This is a genomic window from Paenibacillus sp. AK121 (assembly GCF_019042715.1).
GTDB lineage: Bacteria > Bacillota > Bacilli > Paenibacillales > Paenibacillaceae > Paenibacillus > Paenibacillus polymyxa_C.
Genome location: NZ_JAHPJM010000003.1, coordinates 335,941 through 348,367, shown reverse-complemented (window position 1 = coordinate 348,367; position 12,427 = coordinate 335,941). Strand labels below are relative to the sequence as shown.

General features: G+C 47.1%; 15 protein-coding genes. All 15 read left to right on the top strand.

The genetic code is table 11. From position 1 onward, the window contains the following. Positions 1–11 precede the first annotated feature (11 nt). Positions 12–833: a SpoIIIAH-like family protein gene (locus tag KSP24_RS07980; RefSeq protein ID WP_058711536.1), complete on the top strand. Its 822-nt coding sequence runs from the start codon at positions 12–14 to the stop codon at positions 831–833. A gap of 138 nt (positions 834–971) precedes the next feature. Further along, positions 972–1,463: an acetyl-CoA carboxylase biotin carboxyl carrier protein gene (gene accB, locus KSP24_RS07975; RefSeq protein ID WP_040103447.1), complete on the top strand. Its 492-nt coding sequence runs from the start codon at positions 972–974 to the stop codon at positions 1,461–1,463. Positions 1,464–1,524: 61 nt separating this feature from the next. After that, positions 1,525–2,868 (top strand): acetyl-CoA carboxylase biotin carboxylase subunit, encoded by a 1,344-nt coding sequence (accC, locus tag KSP24_RS07970; RefSeq protein ID WP_013371779.1) that lies wholly within the window; start codon positions 1,525–1,527, stop codon positions 2,866–2,868. 125 nt (positions 2,869–2,993) lie between these two features. Next, entirely contained in the window at positions 2,994–3,407 is a 414-nt protein-coding gene (locus KSP24_RS07965; protein WP_013310820.1) for an Asp23/Gls24 family envelope stress response protein, read from the top strand. A gap of 73 nt (positions 3,408–3,480) precedes the next feature. Next, entirely contained in the window at positions 3,481–4,020 is a 540-nt protein-coding gene (gene amaP, locus KSP24_RS07960; protein ID WP_040103448.1) for an alkaline shock response membrane anchor protein AmaP, read from the top strand. Positions 4,021–4,035: 15 nt separating this feature from the next. Then, complete coding sequence (locus tag KSP24_RS07955; RefSeq protein ID WP_013371777.1) at positions 4,036–4,269, top strand: DUF2273 domain-containing protein; 234 nt, start codon at positions 4,036–4,038, stop codon at positions 4,267–4,269. Positions 4,270–4,405: 136 nt separating this feature from the next. Next, entirely contained in the window at positions 4,406–4,855 is a 450-nt protein-coding gene (nusB, locus tag KSP24_RS07950) for a transcription antitermination factor NusB (protein WP_013371776.1), read from the top strand. A 37-nt stretch (positions 4,856–4,892) separates the two neighbouring features. Next, positions 4,893–5,750, top strand: coding sequence for a bifunctional methylenetetrahydrofolate dehydrogenase/methenyltetrahydrofolate cyclohydrolase FolD (folD, locus tag KSP24_RS07945; protein WP_013371775.1), 858 nt, complete (start codon positions 4,893–4,895; stop codon positions 5,748–5,750). Between the two features lie 66 nt (positions 5,751–5,816). Further along, complete coding sequence (gene xseA, locus KSP24_RS07940; RefSeq protein ID WP_043886124.1) at positions 5,817–7,130, top strand: exodeoxyribonuclease VII large subunit; 1,314 nt, start codon at positions 5,817–5,819, stop codon at positions 7,128–7,130. Further along, positions 7,120–7,380 (top strand): exodeoxyribonuclease VII small subunit, encoded by a 261-nt coding sequence (gene xseB, locus KSP24_RS07935; RefSeq protein ID WP_013371773.1) that lies wholly within the window; start codon positions 7,120–7,122, stop codon positions 7,378–7,380. The genes xseA and xseB overlap by 11 nt, the downstream gene beginning before the upstream one ends. Further along, a complete protein-coding gene (locus KSP24_RS07930) occupies positions 7,352–8,275 on the top strand; it encodes a polyprenyl synthetase family protein (RefSeq protein ID WP_014599993.1) in 924 nt (307 codons plus the stop codon). The genes xseB and KSP24_RS07930 overlap by 29 nt, the downstream gene beginning before the upstream one ends. A gap of 107 nt (positions 8,276–8,382) precedes the next feature. Further along, on the top strand, positions 8,383–10,281 hold the full coding sequence (gene dxs / locus KSP24_RS07925) for a 1-deoxy-D-xylulose-5-phosphate synthase (RefSeq protein ID WP_013371771.1): 1,899 nt from the start codon (positions 8,383–8,385) through the stop codon (positions 10,279–10,281). Positions 10,282–10,356: 75 nt separating this feature from the next. After that, entirely contained in the window at positions 10,357–11,208 is an 852-nt protein-coding gene (locus KSP24_RS07920; protein ID WP_025675614.1) for a TlyA family RNA methyltransferase, read from the top strand. Positions 11,209–11,442: 234 nt separating this feature from the next. Further along, positions 11,443–11,919 (top strand): hypothetical protein, encoded by a 477-nt coding sequence (locus KSP24_RS07915; protein ID WP_058711534.1) that lies wholly within the window; start codon positions 11,443–11,445, stop codon positions 11,917–11,919. A 16-nt stretch (positions 11,920–11,935) separates the two neighbouring features. Further along, positions 11,936–12,385, top strand: a complete 450-nt coding sequence (ahrC, locus tag KSP24_RS07910) for a transcriptional regulator AhrC/ArgR (protein ID WP_013371768.1) — start codon at positions 11,936–11,938, stop codon at positions 12,383–12,385. Positions 12,386–12,427: the final 42 nt, after the last annotated feature.

Below are 12,427 nucleotides of genomic sequence, written 5' to 3'. Positions count from 1 at the left end.
GAGGACAGAACATGAATAATAAAAGACAAACCGTTTGGCTGGTGTCCATGCTGAGTTTAATGGTGGTACTGTCTGCATATTATTTGTTTACGGAGGACTCTAGTCCGGCGAATCCGCCCGTGGCAGACAGCGAGCAGGTGAGCAAGGTTAAACAGGATGCTGCCCAGGAAGCAACGTCAAAGGCAGAAGAACAAATGAACGAACTGAAAGTAAATGAAGTGGTAACCAATGGAGAAGTAACTGACGGAACAGCAGGGACTTCCACAAAGGACACGGCTTCTACAACTGATCCAGCAACAGAATCATCAAAAGCCGGTAAAGACACAGCCGCCGCCCCTGCTACTGAATCGACTGCATCCGATCAAAACACAACTACAGCTAAGACAGACACGACAGCTAAAAGTGATGACAAAGCAGCTTCTAGCGCCAAAACCGACAAGCAGGTACTTGATCAAGTAGCAAACGAACAAGCAGCCCAACCAACAGCGGCAGCTGTGATTGACAACTATTTGCTGGAGCGGGATGTGGAAAATCAAAAGAAAAATGACGAGCTGACTACGGCAATGAATGATAGTACACCTCAGAAAGCTGCAGAGGCGCAAAAGGAATTACATGTACTTGAAGATAAACAGGCCAAAATTACCGGTATCGAAGAAGAGCTACAGCAGCAATTCGCCAATGCAGTCGTCCGCGAGGAAGATGCTGATAAATACAAAGTAGTGGTTCTGAGTGAAAAATTGGATGCTAAGCAAGCGGTAACGATTGTCGATAAAGTCATGAAGGAATTAAACGTTACGCAGGACAAGATCAGTGTCCAGTATGTTACACAATAAGACAAAAAACGCGAAAAAGCCCGGATTTCTGCACAATCCCGGGCTCTTTCTATTTTTAATGATTGTGATATAATACATAAAGCTGTTTCAAAAATGTTATCAGCAACCGGCAAAATGCTGAAGGAGTGATTAATAGAGATGTTTAAATTAAGCGAGATTAAGGAATTGATCAAGCTGGTGGATGAAACGTCTGTGCATGAGCTTGAAATTGAAAATGAAGGAACTCGCCTCATGATCCGTAAACCGGGCAAAAGCGAGATCGTTACGGTACAGGCTCCTGTAACAGCACCTGCTTATACAATGGCGCCACAAGCTGCAATTCCGAATCCACAAGCACAGTCCGATGTTGGACATGCAACTGCTGGGGAACCGAAGGAATATGCAAGCAATCTACATAAAATCGTATCTCCGATGGTGGGCACTTTCTATAGTTCTTCATCCCCGGATACGGCCCCGTATGTGAGTATCGGCAGTAAAGTAGGCGATAAAACAACGGTATGTATTATTGAAGCGATGAAGTTGATGAACGAGTTGGAAGCTGAAGTAAAGGGCGAAATTGTAGAAATTTTGGCCGAAAACGGACAGTTGGTTGAGTATGGCCAGCCATTGTTCCTTGTGAAACCGGAGTAAAAAGCTTGTTTGTCCCTTTTTATGAGGGTTCGGCAAGACTGCTCCCAGGGAGGATAAAGTCATGACATTTCAAAAAGTATTGATCGCGAACCGTGGAGAAATTGCAGTTCGTATCATTCGCGCTTGCCGCGAAATGAATATTTCGACAGTTGCCGTTTATTCGGAAGCTGACAAGGATTCGTTACATGTGCGTCTCGCAGATGAGGCTTACTGTATCGGACCGACGTTGTCTAAGGACAGCTACCTTAATTTTACGAACCTGATGAGTGTTGCTACATTAACTGAATGTGATGCCATTCATCCAGGTTACGGATTTTTGGCGGAAAATGCAGACTTCGCTGAAATTTGCGAATCGTGCAATATTACGTTTATCGGACCTTCTCCTGAAGCAATTAACAAAATGGGAGACAAGGCTGTAGCCAAGCAGACCATGAAGGATGCCGGGGTTCCGGTTATTCCAGGTTCAGACGGACTGGTTGAGGATGTGCAGGATGCAATCAGCATCGCACGCGATATCGGATATCCGGTCATTATCAAGGCCACAGCAGGTGGTGGTGGTAAAGGTATTCGTATCGCCGAAGATGAGGATAACCTTATTCAACAAATCACTACTGCTCAGCAGGAAGCGCAAAAGGCCTTTGGCAATGCGGGTGTGTATCTGGAAAAATATTTGACCGGTATGAAACACGTGGAAATACAGATCATCGCGGACAAGCATGGTAATGTTGCCTATTTGGGCGAACGGGACTGCTCTGTACAGCGTCGTCGTCAGAAGTTGTTGGAGGAAGCACCATGTCCAGTACTTTCGCAGGATGTTCGTGAAGAAATGGGACAGGCAGCTGTTCGTGCAGCTTTGGCCGTTCAATACTCTGGCGCAGGTACGCTTGAATTTTTGCTTGGCCCGGACAATAAATTCTATTTCATGGAAATGAACACACGTATTCAGGTAGAACATCCAGTAACAGAAATGATTACCGGTGTAGACCTGATTAAAGAAATGATTTCGGTCGCTGAAGGGCATCCGCTTTCCTTTACTCAGGAAGAAGTCACGATTAATGGCTGGGCAATAGAATGCCGCATTAACGCTGAGGACCCGGATCGTAATTTTATGCCTGCACCGGGTAAAATCGGATTTTATCTGCCTCCAGGCGGTCCTGGAGTACGGGTAGACAGCGCTGCTTATCCAGGTTATAGCATTCCTCCTTATTATGACTCTATGATTGCCAAGCTGATTGTATGGGCGCCTACACGGCAGGAGGCGATTGCCAAAATGAAGCGGGCTTTAGCTGAGTTTGCTATTGAGGGCATACCCACAACGATTTCTTTTCACCAGCGCTTGCTAGAGCATCCGACCTTTATTGAAGGCGATTTTGATATTAAATTTTTGGAGGAAAACGAAGTTTAATCGGTATATTTCCTCAGTTTGTCATAATGAACGCCAAATGATATAGTATGGATAATAAGTGAGCATGTCTGCTTTGATATCCAAAGCTGGAATGAAACTTATTTTGACCGAAAGGTGTTGAAGGTATGAGCACAGTGCCAACCGAATTCGAACGTACAGAAATTGGGGAAATTCAAATTGCCCCGGAAGTTATTGAAGTCATTGCCGGACTGGCTACCGTTGAAGTACCAGGTGTAGCGGGAATGAGTGGCGGATTTGCTGGCGGATTTGCCGAACTGCTAGGCCGCAAAAATTTATCTAAAGGTGTAAAAGTGGAAGTCGGACAGCGTGAAGCTGCTGTAGACGTCTCCGTCATTATTGAGTATGGTAACCGTCTGCCTGAGGTGGCTGCTGCTATTCAGCATAATGTTAAGCGTTCCATTGAAAACATGACAGGTCTTAACGTGGTAGAAGTGAACGTGCAAATTCATGATGTTCAATTCAAAAATGCTGAAAAAGTAGAAGAGCCGGAAGTGCTGGGCGCCGGACGGGTTAAATAGAGCGATACTTTGTACAAACCCCCGACCCTTATGGGTCGAGGGTTTACTCTAATTTAAGGAGGCTGTGCGTTTCGTGGCTAAAGTTATGGACAGACTTCTGCTGTTTTTGTACAGCTTAAGTATCGGAATTATTTCCATTCTCGCCATCCTCCTCCTGAGCGGGGCCATTCCGTATGTTTTAAGCATTGAGGATGAGCGAGTGGTGTGGTTTACCAGCTTGATTATTGCAGGAGTTCTGTTGTTATTGAGTCTTCGGTTTTTTTATATCTCTATTCGACGGAACCAAACCGTACAGCATTCTATTGATCAGCGAACCGAATATGGAGACATTCAGATTTCGGTGGATACCATCGAAAACCTGTGCCTCAAAGCGGCTTCCCGATTTCGCGGGATGCAGGATCTGAAAGCACGCGTTCGTGTGTTGGAATCGGGACTTGATATTACGATTCGGGCGATTGTTGACGGGGAAAGCTCCATTCCGGTGTTAACCTCCGAGGTACAAAAGGGGGTACACGACCATGTGGAAGAAATTACAGGAATTCCAGTATCCAATGTGTCGGTGTACATCGCTAATGTTTCTCAGTCACCAAGCTTTAAGAGTCGTGTGGAATAGAGGTGATTTTCCCTGATGCCCTGGAAAGAAATATGGGGAAGTTACAAGGGCCGGATCATGGGGATCACGGCCGGTATTTTTTTCGGTTTTATTTATTTGTGGGCAGGCTTTTGGAATATGTTGTTCTTTGCATTGATGGTGTTCATCGGATATACGCTAGGAAGACGTAGCGATTCAGCGCTTGGTTCATTCCTCCCTTGGAAAGAATGGAGCGAATGGTTGTCGCAACGTTGGCGTCCTTTTAAATGAACCCTGTGATACGTGTTCTCCAAAATACAGCTGTAGCTTATTTGCGCCCAACGGTTTTGGAGGATGCGTTCACAGGTTTTTTTGTGGAAATTGGTTAGAATGAAAAATAGATATAGGCAAGCGTAGGAGGCAGGGCATGAAAAGACGTCTGGCGAGGGAATTAGCGGTACAGAGTATGTACCATATGGAAATGAATGAAGTGGATGCGGCGGCAGCTGTAGACATGCTGCTTCAGGAAGCGGCTGAGGAAAACGAAGCCGAAGTTGTGATTAAAAACGCGGAAGTGTTAAGAGCATATGTTTTGGAGCATGTGCGTGGCACATGGGAGCACAAGGAAGCTATTGACGGGCTGTTGGCGGATTACCTGAAAGGCTGGCAGATCAGCCGACTTTCACGTGTGGATCGTCAAATTTTGAGGCTTGCGGTATATGAAATGATTTTCCGCGAGGATGTTCCAGCCAAGGTAGCAGTCAATGAAGCCATTGAATTGTCGAAGCACTTTGGAACCGAGGAATCGGGTAAATTTGTTAATGGTGTGCTGGGACGAGTTATACAAGAGCTGGAGCAATTGAAAGCACGTTTTTAATTAGAGACTACTGAATCAGGTTGGGGAGTGGTTAAACATGTCAGCACCGATCATTGATGGTAAACAAATCTCTCAGGATATCCGGGCAAGCATTCAGCAAGAGGTCATTCGTTTGAAAGAACACAGCTTTCAACCCGGACTGGCTGTTGTACTGGTAGGCGAAGATCCTGCTTCTCAGGTGTATGTTAAAAATAAGGAAAAGGCGTGTCATGATCTCGGCTATTACTCTGAGGTTCATCGACTGGCGGCAGATACTTCGCAAGAAGCATTACTGAAACTGGTGGATAAGCTGAATCATCAAAGTAATATCCATGGGATATTGGTGCAACTGCCATTGCCAAAGCATATTCAGGAAAAAGCTGTCATTGACGCGATTGCAGTGGAGAAAGATGTTGACGGATTTCATCCGGTAAACGTAGGAAACCTGGTCATCGGCGATGATAGCCTACTGCCTTGTACTCCCGCTGGAGTCATTGAGTTAATCAAGCGTGCTGGAGTAGAGATAGCTGGTAAACATGCAGTTGTTATTGGTCGCAGTAATATCGTGGGCAAGCCAGTCTCTTTATTGCTGCAGCGTGAAAATGCTACGGTTACGATGTGTCACTCTCGTACAGCGAATATGGCCGAGCTCAGCAGACAAGCGGATATTTTGGTCGTTGCCATCGGTAAAGCCAATTTTATTGATGCTTCGTTCGTAAAACCAGGTGCAGTAGTTATCGATGTGGGAATGAATCGTCTGGAGAACGGAAAGCTGGCGGGTGACGTTGATTTTGAGAGCGTAAAGCAAGTGTCCGGTCCGATTACGCCTGTTCCCGGCGGAGTAGGCCCAATGACGATTACAATGCTGATGCAAAATACGCTCGTAGCGGCCAAGCGGTCGTACGGTTTGGCATAAAGGCAGCTACCTGTGGCTGAACAACAACGTATTTATTCTATAAAGGACCTGAATCGTTATATCCGGATGAAACTGGAATCCGATCAGGTGCTGTCTGATGTATGGATACGCGGGGAGATTTCTAACTTTACGCATCATTCGAGTGGTCACATGTACTTTACGCTCAAGGATGAGGGGAGCCGGATACGTTCGATTATGTTTGCGACCCATAATAGACGGCTCCCTTTCGTACCAAAAGAAGGTACGCGTGTTATCGCCCGGGGAAACGTATCCGTGTATGAACGGGATGGACAATATCAATTTTATGCGACGCAAATGCAGCCTGACGGTATAGGCAGCCTTTATTTGGCTTATGAACAACTCAAACAAAAGCTTGATGCAGAAGGGCTGTTTGATACCGCTCGCAAACGGAATCTGCCCGCTCACCCGGCAACCATCGGTGTAATTACGTCACCGACCGGAGCGGCTGTGCGTGATATTATCACCACACTTCAACGCCGATACCCGCAGGCTGGAATCGTGTTGTATCCTGTTCTTGTGCAAGGAAAGGGTGCTGCCCCCTCGATCGTTAAGGCAATTGAAGCCATGAATCGTATGCAGGAGGTTCAGGTGATGATCGTCGGACGGGGCGGTGGCTCCTTAGAAGAACTGTGGGCATTTAATGAGGAAGCGGTTGCGCGTGCCATTTACGCATCGGTCATTCCTGTCATTTCGGCTGTTGGACACGAAACGGATTTTACCATTGCCGATTTTGTGGCTGACTTACGCGCAGCGACGCCGACCGCAGCAGCTGAGCTGGCTGTGCCTCACCAGGGAGAGCTTCGGGATCAGCTGCTCCAGCGGGAGCAACGGTTGCGCAACGCCCTTAGGCAGCGGCTGGAAGCCAGTCGTGAACGCTTGCTGAGGCTTCGGCGTTCGCCAGTGCTGCTGCATCCACGCCGCTACATGCTCCAGCATGCAGAGCGGATGGATATGCTGCATCAGCGTCTGATCCGCGCAGCAGCTAACCGTTCACGCTTAAACGCAGAGAAAAATGCTCGTATGCGTCAGGTACTAGAGCGGTTTAATCCGCGCGAACAAATTCGTTCGGCGCGCAAGCAGACGGATATGGCACAACGTCAGCTGGAGTCTGCGATGCGTGCGATCACAAAAACGGGACGGCAGCAGCTGCATACCGGAATTCGTCAGCTGGATGCGCTGAGTCCGCTCAAAGTCATGGCCCGAGGCTACAGCTTGGTATACGATGAGCAGGAGAAACGGCTGATCAAGTCGCTCAAAGATGTACAACCGGGAGATTCCATCAAGATAAAAGTGAGTGACGGGCAGTTAGACTGTCAAGTATGGGGAATGAAGGAGGACGCGAAGCACGGTGGCGAATGAAGCGGAATTGAATTTTGAAGCGGCCATGGCCGCTCTAGAAGAAATTGTCGGACAACTGGAGCATGGGGACGTTCCTCTGGAGCAAGCCATTGATTTGTTCCAGCGGGGGATGAAGCTGTCTCAGCTTTGCAGCCAGAAGCTGGAACAGGTCGAACGTAAAATTGAAATGATTGTGGAAGAGGATGGAGATTTGCGCAAGAAGCCTTTCGGTGGCGGATTGGATGAAAACGGCGGTGAAGGGCTTGAATAGACTGTCGTTCAAGGAATATTTGGCTGTGACGGCAGATGCAGTTTCGTCTGCATTGACCGAGCAGTTTCCGGCGCATTGGGACATTCCAGATGTCCTTCGAGAATCTATGAACTATTCACTGACCGCAGGCGGAAAACGGCTGCGGCCTCTGCTTGTGATCGCCGCTGCGGAAGCATTTGGTGGAAGCAGGGAAGCGGCGTTGCCAGTAGCATGTGCGGTAGAAATGGTACATACGTATTCCCTCATTCACGACGATTTGCCGGCGATGGATGATGATGATTATCGGCGAGGAAAGCTGACGAATCATAAGGTATACGGCGAGGCGGTTGCTGTTCTTGCGGGCGATGCTTTGCTGACCCATGCGTTTTATTGCATCGTGCAGGCAGGTCGTCTTCACGGTGTTTCTTCCGATGCGCTATTGTCCATAGTTGAGGATTTATCCGAAATGAGCGGCGCCAGAGGTATGGTAGGTGGACAGGTCGCAGATATGTCAGGCGAGCAGGGAATGACGGGGATCAAGGAACTGGAATATATCCACCTTCATAAAACGGCTGATTTGATCATTTTCTCACTCTTGGCAGGTGGACGGATTGCTGGGGCAGACAAGAGTCAACTAGAGGCGCTTCGCTGTTTTGGACGAGATCTGGGCCTGGCCTTTCAAATTCAGGACGATATATTGGATCTCGTAGGCGATGAAAGCAAAATGGGAAAAAAAACGCAGAGTGATGTTGAACAAGAGAAGGTTACCTATCCGTATTTCATCGGTGTGGACGCATCTCTGCGACAAGTGGAGGAACTCACAGTGTCTGCCAAAAAAGTGATTGCAGAAGGTGGCATTCCCGATTCTTCGCGTTTGCTGGAGATAGCGGATTACCTGATGAAGCGTGATCATTAGTAGCATTAGAACTGGTTTGACTTGTCTGCGTTTAAGCACAGTCCAAAAGTGTGATATAATACTTGTTAACTTTACACACAAACTTGAAGGAAAGCGGGGAGATATGCGTGCTGCTTCCACACATAAAGCAACCAGGCGATCTGAAATCACTGTCGGTTGAGGAGTTGGCTTCTCTAGCCGAGGAAATCAGGAGCTTTTTGATTGAGAAGCTGTCCGTGACTGGGGGGCATCTGGCATCGAATCTGGGAGTGGTTGAGCTCACGATCGCCCTGCATTATTGCTATAACAGTCCAAAGGACAAGATGATTTATGACGTTGGGCACCAAGCCTACGTGCACAAAATATTGACAGGGCGAATGGATCGTTTTGATACACTTCGTCAGCGTGATGGACTTTGTGGTTTTGTAAAAAGAAGCGAGAGCGAGCATGATGTTTGGGAAGCTGGACACAGCAGCACTTCCCTTTCGGCTGCAATGGGGATGGCCTTGGCACGAGATTTAAAGGGCGAGGACAATAAAGTTATTGCAATGATCGGGGACGGAGCATTGACTGGGGGCATGGCCTTCGAAGCATTAAACCATATTGGTCATGAACGTAAAAATTTAATGGTCATTCTGAATGATAATGAAATGTCCATCGCCCCGAATGTAGGGGCCATGCATAATTATTTGAGCAAAATTCGCTCGGACCGTCACTATTTGCGGGCAAAGGATGAGCTGGAAGTTTTGCTGAAAAAAATACCCGCTATAGGCGGTAAACTTGCCAAATCGGCTGGCCGTGTCAAGGACAGTCTTAAATATATGATGGTGCCAGGTGTGCTGTTTGAGGAGCTGGGATTTACGTATCTTGGTCCGGTCGATGGACATGATTTGTCCAAGCTAATTGAGACTTTTCAGCAGGCTGATAACGTTACTGGCCCCGTATTAGTGCATGTCGTAACCACCAAGGGTAAAGGCTATAAACCTGCGGAGGCCGATTCGCACAAGTGGCACGGCATCAGTCCATACAAAATTGAATCAGGTCAGGTACTCAAAGCCGTGGGCAATCCGATGTATACAGAAATTTTCGGTAGAACGCTGATTGAGCTGGCTGAACAGGATGAGCGGATCATTGCGGTCACCCCTGCAATGCCTGGTGGATCAGGGCTAGTACCGTTTAGTAAAGAGTTTCCTACACGTATGATTGACGTCGGTATCGCTGAGCAGCATGCTGCAACCATGTGTGCAGCGTTAGCAATGGAAGGGATGAAGCCGGTATTTGCGGTGTATTCCACTTTTATGCAGCGTGCATATGACCAAATTGTGCACGATATTTGTCGTCATAATGCCAACGTGATGTTCGCGATTGATCGTGCTGGTTTTGTTGGTGCTGATGGTGAAACTCACCATGGCGTGTTTGATGTAGCATTCCTGCGTCATATCCCGAATCTGGTGCTTATGATGCCAAAGGATGAAAATGAGCTGCGCCATATGATGAAAACAGCACTTGACTACGAAGACGGTCCAATTGCTTATCGTTACCCACGTGTTAACGTGGTTGGTGTGCCATTGGATAATGAATTGCGGGCTATTCCCATCGGCAGTTGGGAGTTTCTGCGTAAAGGTGAGGGCTTCGCTGTAATCGCTTCAGGACCAATGCTCCAAGTGGCGACAGAGGCTGCGGAGGCGATGAAACGTGAGGGTATGCAAGTGGGCGTTGTGAATGCACGCTTCCTCAAGCCTTTGGATGAGGAGATGTTGCGTGAACTGGCCCGCCAGCATACGAAGCTGATCGTATTGGAAGAAGCTTCTGAAGCGGGAAGTTTGGGTAGCGCTGTACTGGAATTTTACGCTAAAGAAGAAATACAAGATGCACAGGTGCGCTTAATGGGGATTCCCGATCTGTTTGTGGAGCACGGCTCCATCAAAGAGCAGCGCGCTGAAGTGGGACTTACCGTTGAAGCTGTGTGCTTAAAGCTGCGTAAGTGGTCTGCTGAGCCAGCATATGGCATGGGGCAATCTGTATAGGGTAACTTAAAGTAAACAACATGATATTATAAAAAGTATGACAAGAGCAGCCTGGCTGCCTAAAGGGAGATTAACATGTCTGTTCCGAAGGAACGCATTGATGTATTGCTTGTAGAACAAGGTTTTTTTGAAAGCCGTGAAAAAGCTAAAGCCGCAATCATGGCAGGTCTAGTGTTGGCGGACAGCGAACGGATCGAGAAAGCGGGAATGAAAGTACCACGTTCCAGCGAGCTTAAAGTTAAAGGGTCGGTGCATCCGTATGTAAGCCGTGGAGGGTTGAAGCTCGAAAAGGCCATCCGTCAATTCGAGCTGGACATGAAGGGCAGGACGATGCTGGATATCGGTTCGTCAACCGGAGGCTTTACGGATTGTGCGCTTCAGCATGGAGTTGAGTACGTGTATGCCATTGATGTGGGGTATAATCAGCTGGATTGGTCACTTCGTAATGATGAACGTGTATGCGTTATGGAGAAAACAAATTTCAGATATATGACACCTGCAGATTTGGGCGGTCCTGTGCCTAATTTCGCAAGTATTGATGTTTCTTTTATTTCGTTACGAATTATTTTGCCACCGTTGCTTGCACTGCTGCATCAACCTGCTGATATTGTAGCTCTAATTAAGCCTCAATTCGAAGCTGGACGCGAAAAGGTTGGGAAATCTGGCGTGGTTCGAGATCCTGCTACGCATAAAGAAGTGCTGCAGACCATCTTGATGTTTGCACATGAGCTTGGACTTTCATTGCAAGGCTTGGCCTATTCCCCCATAACAGGTGGCGAAGGAAATATTGAATTTTTAGCGCATTGGCGTTTGAATGGGCTTCCGGCGGCAGAATCGCAGCTGGAGAAAATGGATTTCAGTCCACTGATTGAACAAACTGTTCAGGAAGCAGGTCAGACTTTTAATAATGGCCCATCGCGTAAGTGACATTCAGGGGTTCTCCATGAGTTCTGTGAACTTAAGAGAACCTCTTTTTGGTGTGAGGGATTGATTGTAGAACTCACGTTCGCCTATAATGAGATGTATAATTGCAGATATGTATTTTCATTCACACAGATGTGATGAACCCAATTGAATATCCGGTCGCAGGTACAGCGTACCTGTATGAGGAAAAGGGATTTTATATCTTGTCCTAGAATATGTCCATGAGGTGATCGGTTCATGGACACGCGATACGATACGGTTATCATCACTGTGATCGGGGTGATATTAGGGATATGGGCTTTATATAGCCTGCGTGCCTGGTTAAAAGAGCCGGGACCGCTTGTGCTAAAAACGATACCAATTAACGAGGAATTGAACGAAGGACCTGCTGTGGACCAACTAGAAGAAGCAGGGTATGAAGTGGTGGGCGGGAAAATGAAAATACCGCTTGCTTTTAAAGTGAATGGACATACCGTGTATAGCCGTTTGTTTATTGATTACGTAGCTGTACGTAACGGTTCGACATATATGGTCAAAACGTCACGCCGCAAGAAACCGATGGAGTGGAACGGTCCTGATTTACGGGACAGGCTTATGCCTTATTTGCTGCTCTATCCGGGCTGTGCGGGGGTATTGTACGTTGATACGGACGAGAAAAGTATTCGCCTTATTACATTAGTGGAAGACCTCGAAGAAGAGGAATATGAAGGTTAATCCATAGGAGGATTATATGAAGGGTCAACGACATATTAAAATCAGGGAAATTATTTCACAACATGAGATTGAAACGCAGGATGATTTAGTTGAAGCATTACGTGAGGCTGGTTTCCAGGTCACGCAGGCAACTGTATCCCGGGATATCAAAGAACTGCTGCTCATAAAGGTTCCAATGGACGACGGCAGATATAAATATTCGATGCCTTCAGACCAGCGCTACAATCCGACGCAGAAACTGAAACGTACATTGGTTGACAACTTTTTGCATATTGACTACACAACCAATCTGATTGTGATGAAGTGCCTGCCAGGAACAGCTAACTCGATTGCTGCTTTATTAGATAATATTGAATGGTCTGAGGTCATGGGTACGATCAGCGGGGATGACACCATTTTGATTATCTGCCGATCGGAAGAAAATAGCGAAACTATCGTGAATCGTCTTATGGGCTACATTTCCTAATTATAAAGTACGCATATTAGGCGTTTTAATTTGTACATCATA